General features: G+C 48.3%; 26 protein-coding genes. 11 read left to right on the top strand and 15 right to left on the bottom strand.

The annotated features are described in order from the left end of the window. Positions 1-41: 41 nt before the first annotated feature. Both MJ611_RS19960 and MJ611_RS19955 read right to left on the bottom strand, forming a co-directional pair. Entirely contained in the window at positions 42-1163 is a 1122-nt protein-coding gene (locus tag MJ611_RS19960; protein WP_250432218.1) for a hypothetical protein, read from the bottom strand. 65 nt (positions 1164-1228) lie between these two features. Further along, a complete protein-coding gene (locus MJ611_RS19955; protein WP_250432217.1) occupies positions 1229-2242 on the bottom strand; it encodes a sulfatase-like hydrolase/transferase in 1014 nt (337 codons plus the stop codon). A 527-nt stretch (positions 2243-2769) separates the two neighbouring features. On the opposite strand from MJ611_RS19955, the gene MJ611_RS19950 reads away from it, so the two are divergent. Further along, complete coding sequence (locus MJ611_RS19950; protein ID WP_250432216.1) at positions 2770-3513, top strand: phenylalanine 4-monooxygenase; 744 nt, start codon at positions 2770-2772, stop codon at positions 3511-3513. 57 nt (positions 3514-3570) lie between these two features. On the opposite strand, the gene MJ611_RS19945 is transcribed toward MJ611_RS19950, so the two are convergent. The 3 genes from MJ611_RS19945 to MJ611_RS19935 form a co-directional block, all read right to left on the bottom strand. Then, positions 3571-4242, bottom strand: a complete 672-nt coding sequence (locus MJ611_RS19945; protein WP_250432215.1) for a hypothetical protein — start codon at positions 4240-4242, stop codon at positions 3571-3573. Positions 4243-4330: 88 nt separating this feature from the next. Then, the gene (locus MJ611_RS19940) at positions 4331-5536 is read right to left on the bottom strand and encodes a CaiB/BaiF CoA transferase family protein (RefSeq protein WP_250432214.1); all 1206 of its coding nucleotides are present in this window, start codon (positions 5534-5536) and stop codon (positions 4331-4333) included. 107 nt (positions 5537-5643) lie between these two features. Further along, entirely contained in the window at positions 5644-6399 is a 756-nt protein-coding gene (locus tag MJ611_RS19935) for a YebC/PmpR family DNA-binding transcriptional regulator (protein ID WP_250432213.1), read from the bottom strand. 695 nt (positions 6400-7094) lie between these two features. On the opposite strand from MJ611_RS19935, the gene MJ611_RS19930 reads away from it, so the two are divergent. The 3 genes from MJ611_RS19930 to pncA all read left to right on the top strand — a co-directional run bounded on the left by MJ611_RS19930 (position 7095) and on the right by pncA (position 10087). Beyond that, positions 7095-8498 (top strand): DEAD/DEAH box helicase, encoded by a 1404-nt coding sequence (locus MJ611_RS19930; protein WP_250432320.1) that lies wholly within the window; start codon positions 7095-7097, stop codon positions 8496-8498. Between the two features lie 201 nt (positions 8499-8699). Further along, the gene (locus tag MJ611_RS19925; RefSeq protein ID WP_250432212.1) at positions 8700-9248 is read left to right on the top strand and encodes a hypothetical protein; all 549 of its coding nucleotides are present in this window, start codon (positions 8700-8702) and stop codon (positions 9246-9248) included. Between the two features lie 218 nt (positions 9249-9466). Then, complete coding sequence (gene pncA, locus MJ611_RS19920; protein WP_250432211.1) at positions 9467-10087, top strand: bifunctional nicotinamidase/pyrazinamidase; 621 nt, start codon at positions 9467-9469, stop codon at positions 10085-10087. A 307-nt stretch (positions 10088-10394) separates the two neighbouring features. Here pncA and MJ611_RS19915 read toward each other — a convergent pair whose 3' ends face one another. From MJ611_RS19915 to rocF, 6 genes are all read right to left on the bottom strand, one after another. Beyond that, positions 10395-11345 carry an aldo/keto reductase gene (locus MJ611_RS19915; RefSeq protein WP_250432210.1) on the bottom strand — a complete coding sequence of 317 codons (951 nt, stop codon included), beginning with the start codon at positions 11343-11345 and terminating at the stop codon, positions 10395-10397. A 77-nt stretch (positions 11346-11422) separates the two neighbouring features. Beyond that, positions 11423-12355 (bottom strand): 1,4-dihydroxy-2-naphthoate polyprenyltransferase, encoded by a 933-nt coding sequence (locus MJ611_RS19910; RefSeq protein ID WP_250432209.1) that lies wholly within the window; start codon positions 12353-12355, stop codon positions 11423-11425. A 24-nt stretch (positions 12356-12379) separates the two neighbouring features. Beyond that, positions 12380-12967 carry a glutathione peroxidase gene (locus MJ611_RS19905; protein ID WP_377496622.1) on the bottom strand — a complete coding sequence of 196 codons (588 nt, stop codon included), beginning with the start codon at positions 12965-12967 and terminating at the stop codon, positions 12380-12382. 113 nt (positions 12968-13080) lie between these two features. Beyond that, a complete protein-coding gene (locus MJ611_RS19900) occupies positions 13081-13446 on the bottom strand; it encodes an endonuclease domain-containing protein (RefSeq protein ID WP_250432208.1) in 366 nt (121 codons plus the stop codon). A 162-nt stretch (positions 13447-13608) separates the two neighbouring features. Beyond that, positions 13609-15399: an arginine--tRNA ligase gene (gene argS / locus MJ611_RS19895; RefSeq protein ID WP_250432207.1), complete on the bottom strand. Its 1791-nt coding sequence runs from the start codon at positions 15397-15399 to the stop codon at positions 13609-13611. Then, positions 15400-16371, bottom strand: coding sequence for an arginase (gene rocF, locus MJ611_RS19890; RefSeq protein WP_250432206.1), 972 nt, complete (start codon positions 16369-16371; stop codon positions 15400-15402). Between the two features lie 81 nt (positions 16372-16452). Here rocF and MJ611_RS19885 point away from each other — a divergent pair, with 81 nt between their 5' ends. Both MJ611_RS19885 and MJ611_RS19880 read left to right on the top strand, forming a co-directional pair. After that, positions 16453-17847, top strand: coding sequence for a type III PLP-dependent enzyme domain-containing protein (locus MJ611_RS19885; RefSeq protein WP_250432205.1), 1395 nt, complete (start codon positions 16453-16455; stop codon positions 17845-17847). 92 nt (positions 17848-17939) lie between these two features. Continuing rightward, positions 17940-18098 (top strand): hypothetical protein, encoded by a 159-nt coding sequence (locus MJ611_RS19880; protein WP_250432204.1) that lies wholly within the window; start codon positions 17940-17942, stop codon positions 18096-18098. Between the two features lie 139 nt (positions 18099-18237). Here MJ611_RS19880 and MJ611_RS19875 read toward each other — a convergent pair whose 3' ends face one another. The 4 genes from MJ611_RS19875 to MJ611_RS19860 form a co-directional block, all read right to left on the bottom strand. Next, positions 18238-19251 carry a hypothetical protein gene (locus MJ611_RS19875; protein WP_250432203.1) on the bottom strand — a complete coding sequence of 338 codons (1014 nt, stop codon included), beginning with the start codon at positions 19249-19251 and terminating at the stop codon, positions 18238-18240. 79 nt (positions 19252-19330) lie between these two features. After that, positions 19331-19720, bottom strand: coding sequence for an ankyrin repeat domain-containing protein (locus MJ611_RS19870; RefSeq protein WP_250432202.1), 390 nt, complete (start codon positions 19718-19720; stop codon positions 19331-19333). 98 nt (positions 19721-19818) lie between these two features. After that, positions 19819-20388: a hypothetical protein gene (locus MJ611_RS19865; RefSeq protein WP_250432201.1), complete on the bottom strand. Its 570-nt coding sequence runs from the start codon at positions 20386-20388 to the stop codon at positions 19819-19821. A gap of 133 nt (positions 20389-20521) precedes the next feature. Beyond that, on the bottom strand, positions 20522-21046 hold the full coding sequence (locus MJ611_RS19860; RefSeq protein ID WP_250432200.1) for a D-glycero-alpha-D-manno-heptose-1,7-bisphosphate 7-phosphatase: 525 nt from the start codon (positions 21044-21046) through the stop codon (positions 20522-20524). Positions 21047-21178: 132 nt separating this feature from the next. Between MJ611_RS19860 and hemG the strand changes: the two genes are divergently transcribed. The 5 genes from hemG (at position 21179) to MJ611_RS19835 (ending at position 26289) form a co-directional block, all read left to right on the top strand. Beyond that, the gene (hemG, locus tag MJ611_RS19855) at positions 21179-22525 is read left to right on the top strand and encodes a protoporphyrinogen oxidase (RefSeq protein ID WP_250432199.1); all 1347 of its coding nucleotides are present in this window, start codon (positions 21179-21181) and stop codon (positions 22523-22525) included. 13 nt (positions 22526-22538) lie between these two features. Next, the gene (locus tag MJ611_RS19850; protein ID WP_250432198.1) at positions 22539-23273 is read left to right on the top strand and encodes a polyprenol monophosphomannose synthase; all 735 of its coding nucleotides are present in this window, start codon (positions 22539-22541) and stop codon (positions 23271-23273) included. A gap of 173 nt (positions 23274-23446) precedes the next feature. Then, complete coding sequence (locus MJ611_RS19845) at positions 23447-24406, top strand: TerC family protein (RefSeq protein WP_250432197.1); 960 nt, start codon at positions 23447-23449, stop codon at positions 24404-24406. A 298-nt stretch (positions 24407-24704) separates the two neighbouring features. Beyond that, the gene (locus MJ611_RS19840; protein WP_250432196.1) at positions 24705-25802 is read left to right on the top strand and encodes a bifunctional 3-deoxy-7-phosphoheptulonate synthase/chorismate mutase type II; all 1098 of its coding nucleotides are present in this window, start codon (positions 24705-24707) and stop codon (positions 25800-25802) included. 154 nt (positions 25803-25956) lie between these two features. Then, positions 25957-26289: a DUF3817 domain-containing protein gene (locus tag MJ611_RS19835; protein WP_317233158.1), complete on the top strand. Its 333-nt coding sequence runs from the start codon at positions 25957-25959 to the stop codon at positions 26287-26289. Positions 26290-26394 lie beyond the last annotated feature (105 nt).

Here is a 26394-nt window from a genome sequence, read left to right as displayed (position 1 = left end):
ATCTATAGTGTAAGTGCACCATTGTTGGTTTGTATACCCACCTACTCCAACCCCCTCACCACCACATAATTCCGCTGGTTCCGCTGCGCTACCTTCACTATTCTGTTCTGGAAATCTTTAGGGTCATTGATGGTTTTATAAAAGCCGTCTAAGTACTTCAGCGTCCGTTTCAGGTAGCCCCTGTCCAGGAGGTCGCATTGGCGGTACACGGCATATATGGCGGTGCGGCGGGCGTTAAACGTATTCACCGTTTCGCGGTACGTGTTTTCTGAATAAGCATACCCCCGGAACAATCGTTGCCGCACAGAAGAGATCCCTAGCTCCGGTGGCGGCACTGCATAAGGCGTACCAACAATGCCGGAATAATCAAAATCAAAAGGCACAGGAAACGGAGCAGCCAGCGAGTCAGTGGAGACAAGGTCGATATTGTGGCGGTAAGGCACCGACCAGTCGGTGTTGCCGATCAGGTACTGAAAAAAGGCCATCAGGGCCATCGAACGCTCCTCTGTTTTATCCATCGTGATAATGAGCTTTTCCGGCAGCACCTTTCCTTTGTGGCGCCTGGCCATCTCATCGTCATCCTCTATCATAAAAGCATACTTCTGCTCCGGCTTCTTTTTGCCATTTATGTCGACGTAGTCGATGCGGCACAGCCTTACCCGGAAGCTTCGGTCGGTAAGCACATTGTACAGCTTGTACACCAGGTACTCGCGCACTACATAGTCTTCGTTGAGGCAGTGGGTAACCAGCTTTATTTTGTTCACCTTCCGGAAGATGGTGTGCTGGGAAGTTTTGCGGGAAATATTTAGCAGGAGAGGCGGGAAACCACATACGCTGGGGTCGCGGCGGCGCTTGCCCCGCACCATTACTTTCAGGTTTACGTCTACAGGTGCACCCGTGGAATCTTTGTAGGTCAGCAGCGCCTGGTGATACCCACGTTCTTCGCCCCGGTCTTTCAGCAGCGCCTCGTAATCCAGGGTCAGCTTAAATTCGAGTACTTTCTCGTCTGCAAAAATGGGGGGATCTTCTGATATCTGTTCCTTAAGAGTTGGAGCGTTGCCCTCGAAAAGTATAGCCTCCCCTGCTTCAGCGGGCACAGGCAGTACCAGGCTGAGAACCCATACGAGCTGAAGGATAAAAATCCGGGATAGCTTCCTTATCATGTGTTGCTATACTTTCCTGTGCCCATGCGTTTTATACTTGCAGTCCGGCACAAATAATTTTCGGCTTAAAGAGCCAGCTCCTTCTGTCTCTTCCTGGAAAACAATTCTTTCATCACCTTCCCCTGCGACTGCTCAAACTTAAAGCCCATCAGTTTTGCCACCGTAGCCGAAATATCAACCAGGGTATACCGGGTATCTACAAACTGCCCCTTGGCAAAATCTGGTCCGATCGCCAGCAGAAAAATACGCTGGCAGCCTTCGCAGTTATCCCCATGATCTATCCAACCGCCGTCTATACCATCGAGGTGGCGACCATGGTCAGTGGTGATCAGCAGCGTGGTTTTCTTTTTATAGTGCTTGTCTTTGCGCAGAAAATCGTACAGCTGCTGCACGTACCTGTCGTCCCGGGCAATGCCCCGGATGTAGTAGTTCCAGTTTTCGGCATGGGCATACCCATCGGGTTCCATAAAATTGATGAGCATCAGGTTTGGTTTGTCTGTGCTTAGTACCCGCTTCACTTCAACCAGGGTGAGCGAATCGGCGCGGTAACCGGTTCCCGGGCCGTTTACACCACAGTTTAAGGATGGCACAAACTGGTTTTGCCACAGCGAGTCGCGGGTGTTGGCCAGTATATCCAGCTTGTCTTTGCTGCTGACGATCCAGGCAGCGGATGCAGGTTTTCCGGTTTGCTTGCGCCACAGCTGGAAAAAAGAAGGATGAGCCGGAAGCTCTTTGCCATAGTTATCAATGGGCTGGTTTATGCCTGTGGTAATGGCGGTATGACCGGAGTTGGTATACGTATAAGCATCGTTCAGAAAGCCGTTGAAGAACACACCCTTTCCCAGCAGCCGGGTAGACATGTTCGGGATAACTCCGGGCACGGCTCCCCAGGTTTCGGAGTAACGCACCCCGTCGATCACTACAATGATGACATTCTTGGTGCGAAGCGGCTTTGGTTTGGGAGGAGGCGAGGCAAAGGTCGTAAGCGAAGGAAGTGCTAAGAAAAGAACAGCCAGAAATAGCCGGCAGGTATACTTGTTTATACTTCTTGCCTTACCCCAATAGTAGAATGCTTCCATAACTTCCGATTTTATACTTAAGTATACGAGAACCGGCAAGAACAGAAACATACTTAATCTCTGTATATCAATATTTTACAGCGTCATAATTTACAGTTTAAGTTTTTTTGGGAAACCAGGTATAAAGCTGCCCTGATCTACAATACACAATGGGGTAAGCAGGTCTTCTTAGCAAATAATATTTGAAAACCTTCCGTTTATACTTGCGTTTAAACACAAACTTTGCCACTTTGCGGTACACAATTACTTAATGCAACACGCAGCCTCCATAGCAACCACACTTTCTTTGCCAGCTACTACTGGCCAGGGGCTGCTGCATTCTCTCTATTCTTATTGCCTGAGCATCTATAGCTATTATTGCTATTATTATCGCTATTACCGCTCCTGCTAAGGCAATCACCAACAAAGTATAAAGTATAAACGGGCAGCACAGATGCTCCCCCATACAGGTGAACCTGCCAAAGCAGCGGCTCAAGGCCCTGCTTTTTTCATTTCTACCGATCTGTAAACCATAAAACCATAAAGACATGAACATTACCCAGAACTACAACAGCTATACCCAGGAAAACCACAACGTATGGGCCATCCTGTTCGACCGCCAGCTCAAAAACTTACCCGACAAAGCGATACCGGAATTTCTGGAAGGGCTGGAGAAAGTAGGTTTCAGCCGCGACCGCATTCCGGATTTCGAGGAAGTGAACCAGCGCCTGAAGCCGCTGACGGGCTTTGAGGTAGTACCCGCACCCGGCATCGTGGACGATGCGCTGTTTTTTGAACTGATCGCCAATAAGCAGTTTCCGGCCACGGTGTGGGTGCGCCGCATGGACCAGCTCGATTACCTCGAAGAGCCTGACATGTTTCATGATGTGTTCGGCCACGTACCGCTGCTTACCATACCGGTTTACTGCGAGTTTCTGGCCAGGCTCTCCTCCCTTGCGCTGCAGTACCTCGACCGCCCTGACATCATCGACCGCCTGACACGCATCTACTGGTACACGATCGAGTTTGGCCTGTTCCGCGACAAGGAAGGCAAAGCAAAGATTTACGGCGCAGGTATACTTTCGTCGGTGGGCGAAAGCAAATTGTCTGTTTCGGAAGAAAGTATAAAGTATGATTTTGACGTGCAGCACATCCTGGATACCGGCTACATCAAAGAAACCTTCCAGAGTCAGTACTTCTGCATCAGCAGCTTTGAGGAGTTGCTGGAGAGTTTGCCACAGGTACAGGAGGCGCTGGAGCAGCTACGTTTAGTAGAGGAGTCTGCTGCCTGAGTATAACTAAAACACCAGCGCCTGAGAGTTGTCTCAGGCGCTGGTTTATACTTGCTGTTAATGCGTCAGTTCGGAATTGATGAGGAAGCCTAGTTTGCGTGGCTTGGTCAGGTGTGCGTTTTCCAGTTTCTGCTTCAGCGTGATCTTTTCAATGTCGGTTACGTCCTGCCCCATCAGGTCGTTGTTCACGGCCGCGATCATGGCACTCTCAACAACCAGGCGTAAACGTTTGTCGTTGATCTTGTCTTTGGCAATTCGGTCATAAGCCAGCTCAAGCTGCTTTACACCCTCAATACAGAAGTGCTTTTCGATGTTGATCAGCATACGCCCCACCAGGTAACCCTGGTCATCGAGGCGGTTATACTTGATGGTATCAGCCATAAAGTTGTAGGCCATGATGTGGCCGAAGAACCTGCGCCGGAAGTCTTCTTCCACGTAATCGTTGCGCATGATCTCGTAATCATCCGGGAACGTGATCACGTTGGAGTGCATCACGAACACCAGCAGGTCGCCGGAGAACTTGATGTGAAACTCGTGTTCGCTCACATTTTTGTACTCGATCACCACATCCGCATTATACTTGGTGATACGTTCGGTAAGCTCGGCCACGATCTCCACGGAGATCTCTTTCATGCGATCGAAGGTTTCTTTGGTGTTGCGGTATATGGCTTGTTTGGTTGCAGATTTCTGTTGCAGCCCTTTTACAATATCATCTAATCTGTCTTCCATAATGGATCGGTAAAGCTATTTTCGAATTATTCAGACTTGTTTTTACCGAAGATAAACCCAAATAGTTGTTCTGGCAGCAGCTTCCCTTTTATACTTTACCTTCTATCTGCCGCAGTGCCTGTACCTGGCTCTCACTAAATCCTGCCAGTTGCTGCAGCACTTCCGCGGTATGTTGCCCATAATAAGGCGGTGCGTCAAATCCCTGAATACTTTCCTGCTGATCTGTGCTGAGGTGAAAGGCAACCTGCTTTACTCCTGGCTTTACCTGCTCCCGGTGCAGGAGCATGCCTTGCGCCTGTGGCAGTGCAAACACTTCTTCTATTGTATTGATTGCACCCGCCGGCACGTGCTGCAGGTGCAGCTGCTGCAATAGTTCTTCCCGGTCCTGCTGTGCGATCAGTTGCTTAAGTTGCTGGTTTATACGTTGCCGGTTCTGTACCCGGGCTGCATTGGTGGCAAATGCCGGATCATCGGCCAGCTCTGGTGCACCTAAAATCTGGCACAGACGCCTGAACTGCCGGTCGTCGCCGACGGCCAGCACCAGTTGCTTGTTATCGCGGCTGGTGAACACGCTGCCATAGGGTACAATGTTCGGGTGGCTGGAGCCCATGCGCTGCGGGTTGTGACCGGCTACCAGGTAGTTGGTTGCCTGGTTAACCAGCGCTGAAACAGCAGCCTGCATCAGCGACACCGTGATATAATGCCCTTTGCCTGTTCGCTCACGCAGGTAAAGTGCGGTTAGTAATCCTTCTTTTAATTGGTGCGCAGCCAGTACATCTACCAGGGCAACCGGCATTTTGGTTGGCTCAGATTCCGACTCTCCGTTCAGGTACATAAACCCGCTTTCGGCCTGCACCACGGCATCGTACCCGGCCCGGCTGTCGTCGGGTCCGTAACCGGTGATGTGCCCATAGATCAGGCGCGGATTCAGCTGCTGCAGCGAAGTATAATCAACACCTAGTTTTTCGGCATCGCCGGGTTTGTAGCTGGCAATCACCACATCGGCCTGCGCCACCAGTTTATACAAAGCCTGCAGGGCAGCCGGCTGCGTAATATCAAGCGCCACCGATTTTTTCCCCCAGTTAGCTGCAGAAAAGTATGCAGAGATATCCGAAGCCTTATCTTCAGTTTCCAGTTTCCAGCGGCGGGTCACATCGCCTTGTGTAGCCGCGTTCTCTATCTTGATAACCGTGGCCCCGAGCTCCCCAAAAAACTGCCCCACGCTTGGCCCTGCCAGCACACTGGCCAGCTCCAGTACCAGCAGCCCCTCAAATGCCCCTTTGTTCTGATTCATAGTTTCTAATTCAGCTAACCATACTTTCTACCCTGGCAGAAAGCAATGCTTAAGTAAACAAAAAAGCGGTGCTGTTCAGCCACCGCCTTTAATTTTATAGTTACCTATCAGCTTTCCAGTTCGGCCATCGCCTCTTCGTTCAGCTCCAGGTTATGGTATACTTTCTGCACATCGTCGTCGTCCTCCAGCGTGTCGATCAGCTTTAATATTCTGCGGAGTGCTTCCGGGTCCTGAACTGCCACCGTTGTATTGGGGATGCGCTGCAGTTCGGCACTTTCCACATCCAGCTTCAGCTCTTCTACTTTTTTCTGAAGTGCTCCGAAGTCTTCCATGGCACAATAGACGGTAATGTATTCTTCTTCAAACTCCACGTCGTCGGCACCAGCCTCTATCATATCCAGCGTAAACGCTTCTTCGTCCAGCGGTTTGGCTTCATCCTTCCTGATCACGAAAACACCTTTGCGGTCGAAGATGAACTCCAGCGATCCTTTCGTACCCAGGCTGCCACCGTTCTTGTTAAACGTATTGCGGACGTTTTGCAAGGTACGGTTAAGGTTGTCGGTCATGCACTCTACAAACACGGCCACTCCGTTGGTGGCATAGCCCTCGTAGTTTACTTCGCTGTAGTTGCCTTCGCTGCCTTCGCCTTTTTTAATAGCCCGCTCCATGTTGTCTTTGGGCATGTTGGCGGCTTTGCTCATCTGGATTGCCAGTCGCAGGCGCGGGTTACCTGCCGGATCAGGGCCACCCTCTTTCACGGCTACCGTTATTTCTTTAATCAGCTTTGTGAAGATCTTGGAGCGCCTGGCGTCCAGAGCACCTTTTTTGCGCTTGATCTGAGTCCATTTATTGTGTCCTGCCATGTACTGCTTTTTCTTTGGGTGTTACGTAAAGTTTTGGGCGTATCTGACAGCACAAATTAACTTAAAAATTAAAAGAACTACATAAAAAAGCAGCCCCGCACAAGTGCAGGGCTGCCTATGTATTTATCCAGCTTATCTAAAACCGCTCTACTACAGCAGCATGAAGATAGCGTTGATGATGTTCAGTCCTAAAAGGAGGTAAAAATTTGGTGATTCTTGTATAGCTTTTTTCATAAAAGTAATGCAATGCAATTCTAAAGTTTATGGAATGATGACCTAAGCCATTTAAAAGCTATTACGCCCGACTTTTCTTTAGGTTACATATAAAATATAATTTTATATGTATTAGCAAAATTAAATATAGTTTTAGTTATATTTTTATTCTCATTAATCTTTATCTTTTTAGAAAACAACGGCTTACCTCTAAATATTACCAAAACAATATATTTGCACTTTTCCATATTTACTATGATAGATCCATATCCTGAAAATGATCTGAAGGAGAGGTAAATCCTGCTACAAATGACACTCTTATGCAGGCTATTGTGTTATATAAACAGATTTAGTTTATCTTTATACCTGTTAACATCGGCTGGCAACTGGCCTAGCTGTTGAAAAAACCATTCAAAACTATTTGTCCATTGAATTTTCGTTCATTTAACTTACACGACGACGTACTTACCGGTATAGAATCGATGGGGTACAACACCCCTACTCCTGTGCAACAGCTGGCCATACCGCTTATACTCGAGCGTAAAGACATGATTGCCTGTGCCCAAACCGGTACCGGCAAAACGGCAGCTTACCTGTTGCCACTCATCGACCGTATTTCACACGCTAACTATAACTTCACCAGCACGCTTATACTGGTGCCTACCCGCGAACTGGCCAAGCAGATCGACGAGCAGGTGGAAGGCCTTGGCTACTTTGCCCCTGTCAGCTCTATTGCCATTTACGGCGGTAACAAAGGCGACGAATGGGAGCAGCAGAAACGTGCTCTTACCAGCGGTGCTGATATTATCATTGCAACGCCTGGCCGCCTGATGTCGCACATGGCGCTTGGCTACGTGAAGCTGGACCAGTTGCAGTACCTGGTGCTGGACGAGGCAGACAAAATGCTGGACATGGGCTTTATGGATGACATCCTGAAGATCGTGCGTGCCCTGCCACAGGAAAACCGCCAGACACTGCTGTTCTCGGCTACCATGCCAAAGAAGATCCGCGACCTGGCCCAGCAGATCCTGAAAGATCCGGAGCAGATAAACCTGGCGATTTCGAAGCCTGCTGAAGGCATAGACCAGCGCCTGTACCTGACTTACGACAACCAGAAGTTGCCTTTGCTGGAGCACATCCTGCGCGAACTGGAGGTACAGAACATGATCATCTTCACCTCGCGTAAGTCGAACGTGAACCAGATCGTGCGCTCGCTCCGCAAAATGGGCTTTGGCGCCGAAGGCATTCAGTCGGACATGACGCAGGAAGAGCGCGAAAAGGCGCTGCAGGGCTTTAAGAACAAGCAGTACCAGATCCTGGTGGCAACGGATATCCTTTCCCGCGGCATCGACATCGACAGCCTGAGCCACGTGGTGAACTTTGATATGCCGCAGGACGCTGAGGATTACGTGCACCGCGTAGGCCGTACGGCTCGTGCTGCCTCCACGGGTATGGCCATCACGTTTGTGAACGAGAACGACATGTACCGCGTGCACAAAGTAGAGCGCCTGATAGAGCGCGAGCTGCCTAAGCTGCCATTGCCGGAAGGCTTTGGTGCAGCACCTGTATACGACCCGACCCGCCGCGACTTTGGTAAAGGAGGTGGTCGTGGTGGCAATCGCCCGGGAGGCGGTGGCGGAAGAGACCGCAATAAACGCAGAGGCCCGAGACCGGAAGGTGCAGGCGAGCCACGGCGAGAAGGTGGTTCACGTCCTCCGAGATCAGCCAATCACGCTCCACGCCCTGAGGGTGAAAGAGCTCCCCGACCGGAAGGCGTAACAGCAGAAGGCACCAAGCCGAGCCGTAATCGTAACAGAAACCGCAACCGAAACAAGTCTGCTAACCCGAAGCCACAAGGCACCCCGCAGGCGCCGGCTCAGGAGTAAAAGTATAAAGTATAAAATGAACAAAGGCCGCTAAGTATAGCGGCCTTTGTTCGTTTTAGATAATTTCAGTTATATTAGAAAGAGTAAATACTTAAGAACTTCAGCACATAAAATTATACCTGTCAAGCTGAAACGACTTCGTACATAGTGCAGATAAGCGTATGTTGACGTTTATATAGTAGTTGCCCGTAATTTATTAAGATGGAGAAAGACCAACTCATCATAAAAATTCTAAAATACTTTGAAAGTGTTCATGGTAGCTCGAATGTTAATGGAATACCAAAATTTAGCCAACCGAAAGAGTTAATTGATGAGGCTATAAACACTTGTATCGAAAAAAACTACATAAAAAGGGCTGGATCTCACACTATAGATTTCCAAGATCTTGATCTAACCGAGGCAGGTTTATCATTTTTAAATAATGCTCTTGTGATGGCTGATAAGAATGATCTAATTGATAAATATTCAAGTCACTTTGGCAACAAAGAACAAGAGTTCTTACAGTTTGCGCATGAACATGAGATTGCGAATGCCGCAATGATGGTAAAAGAGTTTCAAGCAATACAACATGACCTTTATTCTCACATATATGAAATAACGGAGCCAAACGTGACTCTGACAGAAACCGAACTGGAGCTAGCTTCTATAATCTACCTGAAGAATAAATATGATTGGATAAATAGTAAAGGAATAAGCGCACTCAATCGGTGGTTGGTTTGGATGTGCTGGCACGAAGGAATAATTAAATAAAACTTCTGGCAACAAGGCATATAAGCCATACTTCGGCTACGCCTCGTCCGCCTTCTACACAAGACGTTATAAAGATGCTTATCCTCTCCAAATAACATGCTACGTAACTTACCCAGACCTTCCGTAAAGTATAAACTGTAACTTTCAGCCTGTCATTTGCTACATTCGCGTATACCTAAGCCAAACCCAAAGTATAAGACTATACTTTAAGCATTACCATGAGAGCATTACTTTTAATTGACATACAAAACGATTTTTTACCCGGCGGCGCACTGGCTGTGCCCGAAGGTGATCAGATCATACCCATCGTAAACCAACTGCAGGAGCATTTCGACCTGGTGGTGGCTACGCAGGATTGGCATCCGCAGGAACACAAAAGCTTTGCCTCTAACCACGAAGGCAAACAGCCATTCGAGCATACAGAATTGCTGGGCCTGCCGCAGGTGCTCTGGCCCGACCACTGCCTGCAGGGCACTCCCGGCGCTGATCTGGCCCCTGCACTATATACCAATAAAATAGAGGCGATCTTCCGTAAAGGCACCAACCCCGAGATCGACAGCTACAGCGGCTTCTATGATAATGATCGCCTCAAATCAACAGGTCTGGCAGACTTCCTGCGCGGCAAAGGTATAAAGCAAGTATACATAGCAGGCTTGGCCGGCGACTATTGTGTTTATTATTCGGCCAAGGATGCCCTACAGGAAGGCTTTGACAAATACCTGATTGAGGATGCCTGCCGCCCTATCAGTCCGGAAGGTTTTGAAGCTGCCAAACGGGATATGCTGGAGAGAGGCGGCAAGATCATCCAGAGCAGCGATATACTTGCTGATCGTGCTTAAGAAAACATACTTGAAAGTATAAACCTGTGACGCGGGACTAGTAGCTGGCGCGTATGAGATATCTTGTGGCGTACCGCCACAGTACGGATGATTATCATCCTTTGCCCACTTTGAAGGGAGACTCTTCCTTCTCCATTTGCTGGCGCGGGTTTGCAACCCGTGTCTTCGTATAATGTCGGATTTGTAATCCGACTGGGCCAGAGGCCTACTCGATAGCTCACACTCGCGGGATGCGAGCGAGTGCACTAATCATAAACAACAAGAGCCGCTAGAAGTAGCGGCTCTTGTTGTTTATAAAGAACTTAATTTAATAAGCGCTTGCCTGATTCAGTTTCTCAATGGCAGCCTGATCAAGGTTAAGCTGAGCTGCCTTCGCCAGATCATGAAGCTGTTCCAATTTGGTAGCACTGGCGATAGGTGCCGTTATACTTGGCCTGCCCATCAGCCAGGCAATCGACACACTAGCCGGTGTGGTGTTATACTGTTCGGCTACTTCATCCAAGGCTTTCAGTATGCGGAAGCCGCGCTCGTTCAGGTAATTCTTTACCCCTTGGCCACGCGGGCTTTTACCCAGGTCGTCTTCTGAACGGTATTTGCCCGTTAAAAAGCCGCTGGCCAGCGCATAGTAGCTGATCACGCCCAATCCATAACGGGTGCATATAGGTTCGATCTCTCTTTCGTAGTCTTCGCGGTCGTAGAGGTTGTACTCCGGCTGAAAGCTTTCGTAGCGCGGCAGGCCATTTTGCTCGCTTGCCTTCAGAGCCTGCTCCAGCCTCTCTCCGCTGAAATTGGAAGCACCAATGGCTCGCACTTTTCCCTCACGGATCAGTTGGCCGTATGCTTCCAGGGTTTCTTCAATAGGCGTTGAGGGATCGTCGTAGTGCGACTGGTACAAATCAATGTAATCTGTCTGCAGGCGCTTTAAGGAGGCTTCTACTTCCTGCCGGATATAATCCTTCGCTAGGCCCTTTTTACCGTCTCCCATTTGCCCCCCTACTTTGGTGGCAATGATGATGCGGTCGCGGTCGCTGCGGTTCCGTAGCCATTTGCCGATGATGGTTTCTGACTCGCCTCCTTTGTTGCCTGGTGCCCAGACAGAGTACACATTGGCTGTATCGATGCAGTTAAAACCGGCCTCTACAAAAGCATCCAGCAGCCGGAAAGAAGTTTGTTCGTCGGCTGTCCAGCCAAACACGTTTCCGCCAAAAACCAGTGGTGCTATCTCGATGCCGGACTTACCTAATTTGCGTTTCTCCATGTAATCAGAATTTGAAATCTAAATTCCTTCTTTACGGGAGCAAGCAGATCAGGGTATAGCAGGCCGGCAAGTATAAACTAGACTACCTGGCCAATGCCAAAAAGCAGCACAAACAACAAGGTGGTCATGGCCATTTGCTTCAGGAAAGGGTCTAGTTCGGCAGAGGTTTGTTTGCGCCAAACGTTGATGGCATTTACCAGCACCAGCGGCAGGGTGAGCAGAAACAGCAGCTGCCAATAGCTATAGAAGTTGAGCGCTACATAGGCAACTGCGCTCAGCACACCTCCTGCCAGCAGAAACAGGTGGTAAATACGGGCCCGTTTCGGTCCCAGTCGCACCGGTATGGAGTGCTTGCCCGCCAGTACATCGGACTTGATGTCGCGGATGTTGTTCACGTTAAGCACTGCGGTGGCAAAAAAGCCGCAGATCAGCGCCGGAAGTATAACCAGGGTATCCATCTGTTTGGCCTGCAGAAAGTAAGTACCCAGCACACCCACCAAGCCAAAGAAAATAAACACAAACATATCGCCCAGGCCTGCATAGCCATACGGTTTGGAACCTGCGGTATAGTTAATGGCAGCCCAGATGGAAGCCAGCCCCAGCCCCAGGAACAACAGGAACAGGTATAAACCTTCCCTTCCGAAAGCCACCCACAGCAGCAGCAAACCCGACACCAGCGAGAGCAGGCTGAATACCGCCATTCCCTTTTTCATCTGGCTGGCCTGTATGTGCCCCGCCTGTACAGCCCGCTTTGGTCCTTCGCGGTGCACGCTGTCGGCACCGTGTACCGAGTCGCCGTAGTCGTTGGCCAGGTTCGAGAGGATCTGCAGGAACAAGGTGGTGAGCACGCACAGCCCTACAATGGTGCCGTTAAAAGCGTTGTTGGCAGCCGCCATAAAACCGCCCATGCCAATACAGGACAAAGCCAGCGGTAGCGTGCGCGGCCTAAAAGCCGAAATCCAGGCCTTTACCAGACCTGGATTTGCAGCAGTTTGATCTATTTGATTCAATGTGGTAATCTAAAACTATACTTATTATTTCTGGATGGCAGCCAGTATCTCCTCTCCCATCGGCTTTACTTTGGAAGGGTAGAAAGCCACTACGTTGCCGTTCTCATCTACCAGGTATTTGCAGAAGTTCCAGGTAGGCTCGTCGCCGTTCGGGCTGTTTTTGGTCAGCCACTGGTAAAGCGGGTGCTGGTCGTCGCCTTTCACCGAGATCTTCTCAAACATCTGGAAATTCACGCCATAGTTCTTCTGGCAAAACGAAGCGATTTCCTGGTTCGAACCGGGCTCCTGTCCACCAAAATTATTAGCCGGAAAACCAAGTATAACTACCTTGTCGCCATACTTCTCGTTGAGTTGCTGCAGGTCTTCGTACTGCGGCGTGTAACCGCACTCGGAAGCTGTGTTTACCAGCAATACCTTCTTGCCCTTGTACTTCGAGAAATCAATTTCTTTGCCATCAAGGGAGTTCATTTTGAAGCTGTAGAAATCGGTAGCCTGCGCTGTTTGAGGTGTTTCTGTTGCCATAGTTTCTGTTTTAGTGTTTGATCCGCCGGAGCAGGATGTTGCTACACCTAATACCAGCACCAAGGCTAAAAGTTTAACGATTCGTTTCATTTTGGTTTTTATGAGGTATAAGTACAGGCGGATAACCTGTATTTGGTAGTTTTGTTTTGCGGTTATTTCACACTCTCCCCAAAGTCCCCCTTTGAAGGGGGCAGGGGGATGACCTACTTTTGCAGCCCCTCTATAAAGGCATCAATTTCACGCTGAACATTGGGTAAATTCTTCATCACCTCTTCGTCAGAGAACCTTAAGGTTGTAAAGCCTAATGCGCTTACTTCCTCATCCCGCTTCGCGTCCTCTGCTGTTTTAAAGTTATGCGAATATCCGTCTACTTCAATTACAAGCCGCAGTTCTTTACACATAAAGTCTGCGATATACTTGCCAATTGGTCGTTGCCGTAAGAAGGTGTAGCCTGTTTTACCTTTGCTCAGTACCTCACTCCACAACCTAACCTCAGCCTTAGTTGAAACTTTGCGGAGCGCTTTGGCAAGCGGTTTAAGCTGTTGGTTGTAGTGGTTATTATGCGGCATAGCTAAGTCTCTCTATCAACTGTGTCATCCCCCTACCCCCTTCAAAGGGGGACTTTTCCTCAATATGTATAAAATAAAAGTGCACATATTGAGTGGCCCCTAAATGGGAAGGATAACCACCACACCATTCGTAATTCTGAATTCGTAATTCGTAATTAAAAACTACATTCTCTCCGGCACTTCTATACCAAGCAGGCTCATGCTCTCGCGCACGAAGCGGGCTACCATCGCGGACAACGCAATACGGAAGCTACGGGCCTGCTCATCGGTTTCGTTAAAGATCGAGATCTCCTGGTAGAAGCGGTTGTAGGCTTTGGCCAGCTCGTAGGCATAGTTGGCAATAACCGATGGCGCGTATAGCTTGCCAGCTTCCTGCACCACTTCCGAGTACGCAACCAGCTGTATGATCACGTCCTGCTCCGCCTCGTGCAGGTTCTCGAAGTTATCAAACGATGCAGCTTCTACAGCTATGCCCATTTCAGCGGCTTTGCGAAGTATAGCCGAGATACGGGCGTGCGTGTACTGAACAAACGGACCGGTGTTGCCACGGAAGTCGATGGACTCCTGCGGGTTGAACAGCATGCGCTTCTTTGGATCTACTTTCAGCAGGAAGTATTTAAGCGCGCCCATTGCCAGGGTATGGTACAGTTGCGTTGCCTCTTCCGGCGTAAAGCCTTCGATCTTGCCCAGTTCCTCGGTTTGCTGACGGGCTGTGTCGATCATTTCGGCAACCAGTTCATCGGCATCCACCACGGTACCTTCTCTTGATTTCATTTTGCCGGATGGCAGGTCCACCATGCCATAAGACAGGTGATAGATTCCTTCCGCATATGGTTTGCCCAGTTTCTTGAGCACCGCCTTCAGTACCTGGAAGTGGTAATTCTGCTCGTCGGCCACCACGTACACCGACTGATCGTACGGGAAGTCATTATACTTCAGCTCAGCCGTGCCCATGTCTTGGGTAATGTATACCGATGTTCCGTCGGCTCTCAGCAGCAGTTTTTCATCCAGTCCGTCGTCGGTCAGGTCTACCCACACCGAGCCGTCCGGCTTTTTAAAGAACACGCCTTTCTGAAGTCCTTCCTCCACGCGCTCCTTGCCTAAAGTATAGGTTTCGGATTCGTAGTAATATTTGTCAAAGTCAACGCCGATGTTACGGTAGGTCTGGTCGAAGCCGGCGTACACCCAGGTGTTCATCAGTCTCCAGAGATTTACCACGTGTTCGTCGCCCTGCTCCCACTTCAGCAGCATTTCCTGTGCCTCGAGCATCCATGGTGCTTTTTTCTTGGCTTCCTCCCTGTCCATGCCCTGCTCTACCAGCGCATCGATCTGCTCTTTGTAAGCCCTGTCGAACAGCACGTAGTATTTACCCACCAGGTGGTCGCCTTTCAGGCCGCTGGTCTCAGGCGTCTCGTTGTGGCCGAATTTCTCGTAGGCCAGCATCGACTTGCAGATGTGGATGCCACGGTCGTTTACCAGGTTCGCCTTCATCACGTTGTGCCCGTTGGCTTTCATGATCTCGGCTACCGAATAGCCCAGGAAGTTATTGCGCAGGTGGCCCAGGTGCAGCGGTTTGTTCGTGTTTGGCGAGGAGTACTCCACCATCACATTCCTCCCGGAGCTAGTGCCCTGCCCGTGGTTCGGGTTGGTCATCAGTTCGCGGAACAGTTGCAGCCATACCTCCTCCTGAATCTCGAGGTTCAGGAAGCCTTTAACAACGTTGTAGTTCTTTATTTCCGGGGCATTCTCTTTCAGGTAGGTTCCCAGGGCCTCCCCGATCTGCTCGGGGCCTTTGCCTATACTTTTGGTATAAGGGAAGGTAACGAAGGTAAAGCTGCCGGCAAACTCTTTGCGGGTGGGTTGCAGGCTGATCTGAGAAGCGTCAACAGAAAGTCCGAACAAAGCATGAAGCGCTTGGCTTATACTTTGGCTAATAGCGTATTGAAGTTGCATTTAGTGTATGGCTGTACTTTTTAATTCTCTTTGTATAATGGCGTCGGTGGCTGTCTCCAGTATTTCGAAGGCGTTCTCGGCCATGGTGTTTTCGGTATCTAATGTCGGGTTGATCTCGGTCATCTCGTAGCACACAACGCGCGGGTCCTGCAACAGGCAGAAATTCAGATCCTTGGCCTCCTCTACGGTCAGGCCGATCTCTACCGGTGTGCCGGTGCCTTTCGAAAATTTAGAGTCGAGGCTGTCTACGTCGAACGATACATAAAGTATATCGCAATCGCGCAGGCGCTCCAGGGTTTCCGCAGCTACCCGCTTGGCTCCCTTTGTGGCAAATTCGGCATACGTAAAATTCTTGATGCCATACTTCTCCATCAGGTAATCTTCCGGCTCTTCGGTGTCGCGCACCACAATGTATACCAGGTGCTCCGGCTTCAGTTTTGGGCCGTCGTAGCCCAGTTTCTTGAGCGAATTCCAGAAAAAAACGGTTTCCGGCTCGGGGTCGTTGATCTGGCGCTCCAGGTTATCGATGTTTGTGGCCATGGCCAGTGGCATGCCGTGCACGTTGCCCGACGGCGACGTATAAGGCGAATGGATATCAGCATGGGCGTCGATCCAGATCACGCCTAGTTCTTTGTCAGGATATGCGGCCTTGATGCCGGCAATGGTACCATGGGCATTGGAGTGGTCGCCGGAAAGCACCAACGGGAACATGCCCAGCTCTATTGTTTGCTCCACCGCATTGGCAATGTTTTTCTGCACCGTCAGGATGCTGTCGATGTGGTGGGCGTGCGGGAAGAGGTCTTTGTCAAAAAGCGTATAGTTGAGATCAGGAACACTGACAGAGTTAAAGCGCTTGAAATAATCGGATCCTTTGTCCCAACCGGCCACTTTCAGCGCATCAATCCCCATACTTGCTCCGCGCGTTCCGGCGCCAAGCTCCGACCTCACTTCTATCAGCTTTACTTTTTTCATATAATTTGAACAAAGTTTTTGCAAAGATTGTAAAATACAGACAATATTGCACAGGTTCTTAAAGACAATATCATCTATTAAATGGATAAATACACCGATCTAATACACCAAACGTTTGATTTTCCTACCGATGAATTTCAAGTAGAAAATAACGAATTATACTTTAACGGTATTCCCTTGATGGACATTATCAAGGAATACGGTACTCCTCTTAAATTAACATACCTCCCTAAAATAAGTTCGCAGATCCAGAAAGCAAAGCGCCTGTTTAACGATGCGATCGAGAAACTGGACTATCAGGGGACGTATACTTACTGCTATTGCACGAAGGCCTCGCACTTTTCTTTTGTGTTGGAAGAAGCCCTGAAGAACGATATCCATATCGAAACTTCGTCGGGCTACGACATGCAGATTGTGCGGGCACTTTATAAAAAAGGCAAGATAAACAAGAATACCTACATTGTCTGCAACGGCTTTAAGCGCAAGCGCTACCGCGAGTGGATCTCAGAATTGATCAATGAAGGATTCGTGAACTGCATGCCAATACTCGACCACTTGGGCGAGATTGATTATTATAAAGAGAACGTAAAGAATAAAACCAAAGTAGGCATACGCCTTGCGTCAGACGAGGAGCCTAAGTTCGAGTTTTATACTTCGCGCCTCGGGGTTCGCTACAACGACGTAATCGACCTGTACGAGCAGCAGATAAAGCCGGACGACAGGTTCGAGCTGAAGATGCTGCACTACTTTATCAACACAGGTATTAAAGATACTTCATACTATTGGTCAGAGCTTAGCCGTTTTGTACATAAGTACTGCGAGGTAAAGAAAGTATGCCCTGAGTTGGATACCATTGACATTGGCGGTGGCTTCCCGATCAAGACCTCGATCCAGGCAGATTACGATTACGCTTACATGACCCAGGAGATCCTGCGTACCATCAAGCGTATCTGCAAGGAGGAGGGCGTGCCGGAGCCAAACATCTTTACCGAGTTCGGTATCTTTACGGTAGGCGAAAGTGCTGCCAACATCTACTCTATTCTGGACGAAAAACTTCAGAACGACAAGGAGTTGTGGTACATGATCGATGGCTCGTTTATCACGAACCTGCCGGATGCCTGGGCCCTGAACCAGCGCTGGCCGCTATTGGCGGTAAACCATTGGGACAAGGAATACCGTAAGATTCAGCTCGGCGGCATGACCTGCGACAGCCAGGACTATTACAACTCGGAGATGCACTCGTTCCAGGTGTTCCTTCCGAAGATTCCGAAGAACGAGCCGCTCTACATCGGCTTCTTCCATACAGGCGCTTACCAGGAGCAGCTGAGCGGATACGGTGGCATCAAGCACTGCCTGATCCCGTCGCCGCAGCACATCCTGGTAGACCGCGATGAAGAAGGCAACGTAAAAACGTGGCAGTTTGCTCCGGAACAGACCTACGAGTCGATGCTGAACATACTTGGGTACGAGATTTAAGACAGAGCCTGTAAATTTCCGTATACTAGTTTTGCAATTATAGGAAAAACTGTATTTTTGATTTACATTTGGCTCCATAACATATTACCATCATGAAGAAATTATTTGTATTCGGTGCGCTCGGCCTAGCACTCGGCATGTCATCATGCAAAACGTATTGCCCAGCTTACAACTATGTAAAGGTGGATGTAAAGCCTGAGCAGAACGCTACAGCTACAGCCTTTACAACTGCAGAAAAAGCAAACAGCTAATGCCCTTCTAAAGCGCATCAGGCTTCAGATATAAAAAAACCGGCTTTGAGCCGGTTTTTTTGTTTTTGGGTGTATCTGGTTGAAATAACGTGCTAGGCTATAGTGCATTTATGCTCTATAGGTTTTGTTAGAAGACAGGTTACTTTTGGGATGTTAATAGCACATAGATACCAATCCCGCTAAAAAACACACACAACAAGCTGAATGCCCAAATGCCGACCTTATCATCATCTTTTTTTTCTTCACCATAAGCATAAGTGCTTAAATAAGATTGATGATTATCTTGCAAGCCATACACCTGAATGAAACTATAATTTACAGTTTTATCCCAAAAACCTAGTTCTTCTTCTTTTGTTAGCTTCTTTCTATATTGATCTGTGGGAATACTCAACGATACCCTATCTCCAACTTTTACCCTGCTCACAAATTCATCAGCATCAGTAGCAGCATAAGCAACGCCATTTATATCAAAGGAAAAACCGGGATACTCTTTCAATTCAATTTGGATGTATCTACTGCTTTTAGCACCAGAAGAAATTTCAACTGGGCTAGTAATTTCACCTGTAATAGTTGTAAGACTGTCTGAACTTAAAGTTGAATCTTTGTCTGCATAAAAATGGTAGGCACTCCAAAAGCAAAGACCTCCCATGATGAACGCTCCGATTGCCCAATAAAGGTTATTCCGTTTATGCCATATTTTCTCGATTTCAAGATCTCTAGGTTTGCCTTTGATAAGTCTGTTCCGGATTTCAGAATAGTTGCTGTAAAGAGATGAGGAAATTTTATACTTGTTACTTACTGTATAAATGGTTAAGTCTTTCCACTTCTGATGTTTGTTTTCTTTCTCAATTTCTGTCCATGTGACTATCTCGCTTAGATAAATTACCTTTTTGGTTTTTCCTGTGATAGACTTTAAAACCAAGCGATCTCTGTAGACTTCTAGGTTGTCAATTAGAAATACTGCAATCAAACCATAAAGTCCAAAAAGTCCAAACAAAGCCCCAAGAACTAAGCCCCAGATTTGAGGATAATCATCACTTAAAGAAGCATTTATCAGGTAAAAGGCTATGGCACTAGAACCAAGACCACCAATTACAAGAATAATGAATATACTCAGATATTTTTCAGATATTATTTCCGGCTCTTCTTTCATTATGCAATAAATTGACTTGATTCTAACGGACTTGCCTATAATATGGCGTAGCTAAATTATAGGCGTGGTTGGCACTGCGTTATTTTTCAAAATACTGTTTGACATTATAGTTGCTTATAGTGTTAGCTAACTCAACAGGGCTTATTCCGCTATTATTCTTAGCAAGCCTGTCCGCACCGTTACTTAAAAGTAATTCAATAAACTCACCCTTACCTTGTGATGAAAAGGTTGCTCTCCACAACACGTTATTCCCGAAGTCATCTTTCGCATTGACATCAGCACCTTTTGAAATCAGTATCTGACCTATTTCAACAGCTAAGCATTGGGCTGCATAATGAAGTAAAGTCCAACCTTTGATGTCTCTGGTGTTTATGTTTATTGGGCTTGCTTCCAATACATCAATAAATTCTTGAGTATTACTATTTACAATACAGGAAATCAATTTATCAAAAGCTGGATTCTTCTTCATCTATGCTTTTCTTCTATGATTGTAATGTGTGCCAACGTCTAGTACAGGCTGCGAACGAGGCATAGCCGAGTATTGAGCCTGTACCGTGTTAGGTAAGGTTATTCTTCTATTTTTCTTTTCTCGCACTTATCATTTAGTTCTTCAGGGAGTTCATTTCCTTTGTGGAATAACACGAAGAAACCAACTGCGTCTGTGTAAAGAGAAAGCCAAATTCCATTAACAGTCTCTACTTGTATACCCAGAGTTGCTCTGTAAAGCCCATCATTACCGTGTGTTGTCGATTTATAGATGTTATTATTCCAGCCCAAACCTCTAGGAACCTTGACACCAGCTATCAACTCACTTTCTTCTACTTGTCTTGGATTCTCTATTTCTACTGAACTTTCAAGGATCCATACATTTCTTACCATACCGCAATCTTGAAGAACAGAATACTCAGATGGAATCACACTATCGCTTCTACTGTATACTCTTATAGTTACTATATCACCATAAGGATTGCCTTCAGTAGGAATATCTATCTCGTCAGGTGTAAGCGATAGCGCAATGGCTTTGAACAACAATTCCGCTGACCAGCTATCATACCTTACCTCTAATAGCTCTTGCCCAATAATCGATGACAAAGCTTTTACTTCATCTGGTCTAAAGGTTAGCTGATCTAAATTCATAATGTTAATCTTACCTAACTACTGGATAAACGACAACATACGCTTATCTGCACTATGTGTGGAGTAATTGTGATCTGTTATTAACTTAAGATCTATCAAATATAGAATTTATACTTTATACCCTTCTGGTATTCTAAAAATTCTTAGATTCTACTATTGCCTGTGCTGCTTCCCACAGATCTTTAACCTCAGAAACATGCGCACCTGCTTCATACTTGTCTCCTACAAGTATAGACCGCACCCCCACTTTCTCGGCAGCTTCCAGGTCGCGTTTTGAGTCGCCTACCATCCAGCTTAGGGCAGGGTCTATGTTATACTTTGCAATGGCGCGCTCCAGCATCAGGCTGTCCGGTTTGCGCGAGAGCGACTCTGAATAGTTTGGGTGCGATGGGGCATAGTACAAGGCATCGATCAGCGATTCACACTCATTTTGAAGTTTTTGATGACAGGCCAACACGTCTTCTTTTTTGTACAATCCTTTGGCCACTCCTCCCTGGTTCGTAACCACTATCAGCAAAAACCCGTTGTGTTTTAGCAACTTAAGTGCGTCCAATACGCCCGGCAGAACTTCGAAGTCTTCCAGGGCATAGGTATAATCGCCGCGCTCGCGGTTCAGAACCCCATCGCGGTCCAGGAAAACGCATTTTTGCTTTTGCATTGGTATATTTTTTGTAACCATGCGCTAAAATTACAATTTCTGCGTTTGTGTTACACGCCCTGATGCATTGATAATCAGTACAATTTTCATATCGCATCAAAGGGAGCGTACCTGTAGCAAAGAATAGGACAGATGAAAGTAGCGATTATAGGAGCAGGCATATCGGGATTGGCGCTGGCGTACTACCTTCAGAAACTGGGTGTACCCTACGACCTGTTTGAGGCAGGGGAGCACGTGGGCGGCAACATCCGGACGGTACACCAGAAAGGCTACCTGCTTGAACTGGGCCCAAATTCGCTGCAGTTGTCCGATGAGCTACAGGAACTGATAACGGAACTGAAACTGGAGCACGAGGTGGTACCGACTGCCGATGTGAGTAACAACCGCTTTGTGCTGCGCGATGGCACGTATCAGAAACTTCCCTCCTCTCCTTTCTCCTTTGTTACCAACACCTTCTTCTCCTGGAAAACAAAAAAACGCATCCTGCAGGAGCGCGAGGTGCCCCCTGCGCAGGTGCCCAACGAAACCGTCAGCCAGTTTTTTGAGCGCCGCTTCGGCCGTGAAGTAGTAGATTATGCGGTGGATCCTTTTGTGACAGGCATCTATGGCGGCGATCCGGATAAATTGCTGGTAGAGAAAGCGCTTCCTAAGCTAAAGGAGTTTGAAACAAAGTATGGCTCTGTGCTGAAAGGGCTTGTAAAACACAATACGGCCGCACGGCAAAAGACTTTTTCCTTTGCCAATGGCATGAGCACCCTGCCCAATGCCATTGCCGAAAAACTGATATCGCTGCATACTGAGTGCCGGGTTGATATTGTAACCCGCAGCCAGGGCAAGTATATCATCTGTTGCGACACTGCCGGCGAACACGACAACGAAGAGTACGACCTGCTGGTGCTGGCTCTGCCCGCTCATCATGCCGCCGATTTGTTGCATCATACTTTCCCGGGTATGTCGGCCGCTTTGCAGAACATCAACTACCCGCCTATGGCAGTGGTGCACTCGGTGTACAACCGCAGCGAGGTTGGCCATTCACTCAACGGCTTCGGTGCCCTTAACCCGAAGGCAGAAGATTCCTTTACCGCAGGCTCTATCTGGACAAGCTCGCTCTTCGACGGGCGTTGTCGGCCACACGAAGTAATGTTTACCACCTTTGTTGGCGGTGCTCAGTATGAACAACACGCTCACACGGAAACCGAAACCTTGCTGCAGAACGTGCACAACGAGCTGCGCGAAAAGTATGATATCAAATCCGAAGAGCCTGTTTTCCAGCACGCGCATGTCTGGCAACAGGCTATACCTCAGTATGATCTGTACATAGAAGACGCCCACCTGATGGCCCAGATGCTTGAAAAGGAAGGCGTATATTCAGCTGCCAACTGGCAGGCCGGGGTGTCAGTTACCAGTTGCATTCGCTATGCCAAAGAGCTCGCTTACAAAATTAATTTAAGATCGCCCTCGTCCAGAATAGCCGATTAGCTATATTTGGAGCATGAAAGATGCGTTGGTGATCATCCCAACTTACAACGAGCGGGAAAACATAGAGGCAATGGTCAGGAAAGTAATGTCCCTGAGCCACCCTTTTCACCTTCTGATCATAGACGATGGGTCACCGGACGGCACGGCAGACATTGTGCGCCAGCTGCAGCAGGAGTTTCCGGAACGCCTGCTGCTTGAGACCCGAAAAGGGAAACTCGGCTTAGGTACCGCCTACATCCACGGCTTTAAGTATGCGCTGCGCCACGGCTATGAGTACATCTTCGAGATGGACTGCGACTTCTCGCACAACCCTGATGATCTTATCCGGTTATACCAGGCCTGTGCTGTGGAAGGCTACGACGTAGCCATCGGCAGCCGTTACATACAAGGCGTAAACGTCGTGAACTGGCCCATGAGCCGCGTGCTGATGTCGTGGTTTGCCAGCTGGTATGTGCGCCTGATCACGGGCATGCCCATTGCCGACACCACGGCCGGCTTCAAATGCTACCGCCGCAAAGTGCTCGAAACCATCCAGCTCAACAAGATCCGCTTTGTGGGCTACGCCTTCCAGATCGAGATGAAGTTTCTCGCCTACAAGTATGGCTTCAAGATCAAAGAGGTGCCCATCATTTTCACAGACCGCACCAAAGGCCAGTCTAAAATGTCGAAAGGTATTTTTAAGGAAGCTGTTTTCGGTGTGCTCAAGATGAAGATCGGAAGCTTTTTCCGCCACTTCGACCGTTACTAATAAAGTTGCCGTTCAGGTGGCTGGCACTGCTTTATATCGTGCAGGCAGTGGTTTCCTTCAATTTATACTTTCCGATGCTGTGTAACTAAAGCAATTTCGGGTTAACTTTACCAACTTTGAAAGCAGCTGAAACATACGTGCTGTAACACACAAGCGTCTCTTGCAACAGTAACATGGAAGAATACAACATCACTTTTTGGATCTTATTTAACGTTTTTGTGCTGATCCTGCTCGGCCTGGATCTGTTCGTATTTCACCGGAAAGAGCACGAAGTAAAGATCAAAGAGGCTCTCTTATTCAGTGCTTTCTGGATACTGTTGTCGCTGGCATTCAACGTCGGAATATACTACTGGAAAGGGCCTGCTCCTGCCCTCGAATTCCTGACCGCTTACCTGATCGAGAAGTCCTTGAGCGTCGATAACCTCTTTGTTTTCATCCTCATCTTTAACTTCTTTAAAGTCCCTACCCAGTACCAGCACAAGATCCTGTTCTGGGGCGTTTTTGGTGCGCTCGTCTTCCGGGCAATCTTCATTCTGGTAGGCGTGGCGCTTATTGCCAAGTTCCACTTTATCATCTACATCCTGGGAGCCTTCCTGGTGTATACCGGTATCAAGATGGCGTTCACGAAGAACGATGAGGAACTGCACCCGGAACAAAATCCTTTCATTGTCTGGATCAGCCAGAAGCTGCCTTTCACAAAGACGGCTGTAGGCGGTAAATTCTTTACCAAAATTGACGGAAAGCTTTTTGCAACGCCTCTGTTGCTGGTGCTGATCATGGTAGAAACCACCGACATTGTGTTTGCTGCCGACTCTATACCTGCTATCCTGGCTATCTCGAAAGATCCTTTTATCGTTTATACTTCCAACGTGTTTGCGCTCTTGGGTCTGCGGTCGTTATACTTTGCACTGGCAGGTATCATGCAGCTGTTCCATTACCTGCACTACGGTCTCTCGCTTATACTTGCGTTCATTGGGGTTAAGCTGCTGCTTAGCGATATTTACCACCTGGATATGCGCATTGCGCTGGGCGTAGTAGGCACTATACTTGCGGTGTCGGTTATTGCGTCGCTGCTGTTCCCTAAAAAGGACAAAGATCTACCTGTTCCACAGGACTTTAAACAGCCCGAGTAACAGGCGACTAAGAAAATACATTCACTAAAATTAAGTTCTGAGATTTGGAATTGTAAAATATAATTCCGTCCATTGCACTGAAGTTAAGACAAGACCATGCGTTTATCTATTACCATGCTATTTGCCAATTCCATTAAGGTACCTCATCCGGGGCTCCCATGGTAGCGCATTGTGCATAGTTTGATGATGACTATAACATACCAGAGGAGCCCCGCTAAAAGCGGGGCTTTTTTGTTTTAGCAGTATACCACAGTAACCTTTAAAGCAGTTTAGTAAAAAACAGTAAGTATGTACAGCCATGAGAGCAAGTAAAACAACCATCAATGTAGCACCACAGTCAAGCTTCCGTAACGAAAGCGGCAAGCCGGTGCTGATTGCTGGACCATGCAGTGCCGAAAGTGAAGAACAGATGTTACAAACCGCCCAGCTCCTGAAGAAAAACCAGGACATCACGATATTTAAAGCGGGTATCTGGAAATCGCGTACACGCCCCAATAATTTTGAGGGTGTCGGCCTGCCAGGATTGCTGTGGCTGGATATGGTTAAAAAAGAAACAGGCCTGCGCACAGCCTGCGACGTGGCAAACGCGCAGCAAACCGACGAAGCTTTGCGCCAGGGAGTAGACATTCTTTGCATCAGCGGACGCGCAACCGTTAACCCGTTTGCAGTGCAGGAAATAGCAGAAGCGCTGCGGGGCACCGACACGCCTGTACTGGTAAACAACCCGGTGTACCCTGACCTGCGCCTGTGGGTAGGTGCTTTCGAGCGCCTGGAGCAGGCAAACCTGAGCGATCTGGGTGCTATACACCGGGGTTATTCCGGCGAGGACCACGACCTGTACCGCAGCCACCCGAAGTGGGAACACATGCTGCAGTTACGCCGCGAGTTACCGGAGCTGCCTGTGTTATGCGACTCCAGCCACATTGCCGGCAAGCGCAGCCTTTTGTACCCGGTAAGCCAGCGCGCACTGGACTTAGGTGTAGACGGCCTGCTCTTCGAATCGCATGTGAGCCCTGCCGAGGCCCTGAGCAGCCAGCAGCAACAACTCATGCCACAGGAACTGGAATTGCTGATAAATGCACTGGCAACCAGAGTAAAGCTGTCTGAAACCGCAGAGCTGGTAGACCAACTGGATATACTGCGCCAGCAGGTAGAGAGCCTGGACAACGAACTGATGGAGCTGCTACTGCGCCGCTCGGCAGTTACCAGGCAACTCAGCACAAACGGGCTGGGCTCGAGCATGCAGCCGCTGCAGGCAAACCGCTGGCAAGGGCAGCTCGAAAGCCTGCTGCAGCAGACAGGAAATAACAACCTTGCTGCTTCAGTTGTGAAAGCCATAGGGCAGCCTGCCCGCAGCGCTTCAGAAAATAGCCTGGGCACCTCAGCAGTAGCCTAAGTACAGACAGAAAGCGCCCACTCCTCGTCAGAAAGAGCGGGCGCTTTCTGTTTTGGTGCCTATCTTTGTAAATAGATTACTGCTGCTATGGCACATTTATACTTTAAGTGTTGTTAGTAGCTGAAAACTCAGATTTTATACTTTTAACCTCTTTATGATGAATACACCCCTCTCCCGTCTCCGCACCATCGGCATCTATGAAGGTTTTTCTTCGCTGGTACTGTTTGGCATTGCCATGCCACTTAAGTATATGGCCGGTATGCCTGAGGCAGTAAAATACGTAGGCTGGGCACACGGTGTGCTATTTATACTTTACATACTGGCCGTAGTGCAGGTAACATTTGTGCATAAGTGGTCGCTGGTGAAAGTGGCGGGTGCTTTCTTTGCCTCGCTTATTCCCTTAGGTCCTTTTATATTTGACAAGAAATTTCTGAAGCCGGAAGAAGAGCGACTGGCTGCTGAAAAAGCAGCTAAACAGCTAGCCTAAGCTTAGATTTTCTCTTTTGGAGAAGGCCATAAAAGAGCCATGCCGTTTTAGTACGCGCATGGCTCTTTTGTTTTTGCTAAGGTTTATACTTGTGGCTAACAACCT

Source organism: Pontibacter ruber (genome assembly GCF_023630205.1).
Taxonomy (GTDB): domain Bacteria; phylum Bacteroidota; class Bacteroidia; order Cytophagales; family Hymenobacteraceae; genus Pontibacter; species Pontibacter ruber.
The sequence above is the reverse complement of the archived record's forward strand: the minus strand, read 5'-3'. Positions and strand labels throughout refer to the sequence as shown.

Bases quoted from the DNA above. Each gene is read 5' to 3' on its own strand.
- MJ611_RS19885 (WP_250432205.1), top strand. From the start codon at position 16,453: ATGGATAAATACACCGATCTAATACACCAAACGTTTGATTTTCCTACC.
- MJ611_RS19870 (WP_250432202.1), bottom strand. From the start codon at position 19,720: ATGAAGAAGAATCCAGCTTTTGATAAATTGATTTCCTGTATTGTAAAT.
- pncA (WP_250432211.1), top strand. From the start codon at position 9,467: ATGAGAGCATTACTTTTAATTGACATACAAAACGATTTTTTACCCGGC.
- rocF (WP_250432206.1), bottom strand. From the start codon at position 16,371: ATGAAAAAAGTAAAGCTGATAGAAGTGAGGTCGGAGCTTGGCGCCGGA.
- MJ611_RS19935 (WP_250432213.1), bottom strand. From the start codon at position 6,399: ATGGCAGGACACAATAAATGGACTCAGATCAAGCGCAAAAAAGGTGCT.
- MJ611_RS19860 (WP_250432200.1), bottom strand. From the start codon at position 21,046: ATGCAAAAGCAAAAATGCGTTTTCCTGGACCGCGATGGGGTTCTGAAC.
- MJ611_RS19845 (WP_250432197.1), top strand. From the start codon at position 23,447: ATGGAAGAATACAACATCACTTTTTGGATCTTATTTAACGTTTTTGTG.
- MJ611_RS19950 (WP_250432216.1), top strand. From the start codon at position 2,770: ATGAACATTACCCAGAACTACAACAGCTATACCCAGGAAAACCACAAC.
- MJ611_RS19930 (WP_250432320.1), top strand. From the start codon at position 7,095: ATGGGGTACAACACCCCTACTCCTGTGCAACAGCTGGCCATACCGCTT.
- MJ611_RS19915 (WP_250432210.1), bottom strand. From the start codon at position 11,345: ATGGAGAAACGCAAATTAGGTAAGTCCGGCATCGAGATAGCACCACTG.
- MJ611_RS19940 (WP_250432214.1), bottom strand. From the start codon at position 5,536: ATGAATCAGAACAAAGGGGCATTTGAGGGGCTGCTGGTACTGGAGCTG.
- argS (WP_250432207.1), bottom strand. From the start codon at position 15,399: ATGCAACTTCAATACGCTATTAGCCAAAGTATAAGCCAAGCGCTTCAT.
- MJ611_RS19880 (WP_250432204.1), top strand. From the start codon at position 17,940: ATGAAGAAATTATTTGTATTCGGTGCGCTCGGCCTAGCACTCGGCATG.
- MJ611_RS19835 (WP_317233158.1), top strand. From the start codon at position 25,957: ATGATGAATACACCCCTCTCCCGTCTCCGCACCATCGGCATCTATGAA.
- MJ611_RS19955 (WP_250432217.1), bottom strand. From the start codon at position 2,242: ATGGAAGCATTCTACTATTGGGGTAAGGCAAGAAGTATAAACAAGTAT.
- MJ611_RS19850 (WP_250432198.1), top strand. From the start codon at position 22,539: ATGAAAGATGCGTTGGTGATCATCCCAACTTACAACGAGCGGGAAAAC.
- MJ611_RS19905 (WP_377496622.1), bottom strand. From the start codon at position 12,967: ATGAAACGAATCGTTAAACTTTTAGCCTTGGTGCTGGTATTAGGTGTA.
- MJ611_RS19875 (WP_250432203.1), bottom strand. From the start codon at position 19,251: ATGAAAGAAGAGCCGGAAATAATATCTGAAAAATATCTGAGTATATTC.
- MJ611_RS19945 (WP_250432215.1), bottom strand. From the start codon at position 4,242: ATGGAAGACAGATTAGATGATATTGTAAAAGGGCTGCAACAGAAATCT.
- MJ611_RS19925 (WP_250432212.1), top strand. From the start codon at position 8,700: ATGGAGAAAGACCAACTCATCATAAAAATTCTAAAATACTTTGAAAGT.
- MJ611_RS19900 (WP_250432208.1), bottom strand. From the start codon at position 13,446: ATGCCGCATAATAACCACTACAACCAACAGCTTAAACCGCTTGCCAAA.
- MJ611_RS19840 (WP_250432196.1), top strand. From the start codon at position 24,705: ATGAGAGCAAGTAAAACAACCATCAATGTAGCACCACAGTCAAGCTTC.
- MJ611_RS19960 (WP_250432218.1), bottom strand. From the start codon at position 1,163: ATGATAAGGAAGCTATCCCGGATTTTTATCCTTCAGCTCGTATGGGTT.
- MJ611_RS19865 (WP_250432201.1), bottom strand. From the start codon at position 20,388: ATGAATTTAGATCAGCTAACCTTTAGACCAGATGAAGTAAAAGCTTTG.
- hemG (WP_250432199.1), top strand. From the start codon at position 21,179: ATGAAAGTAGCGATTATAGGAGCAGGCATATCGGGATTGGCGCTGGCG.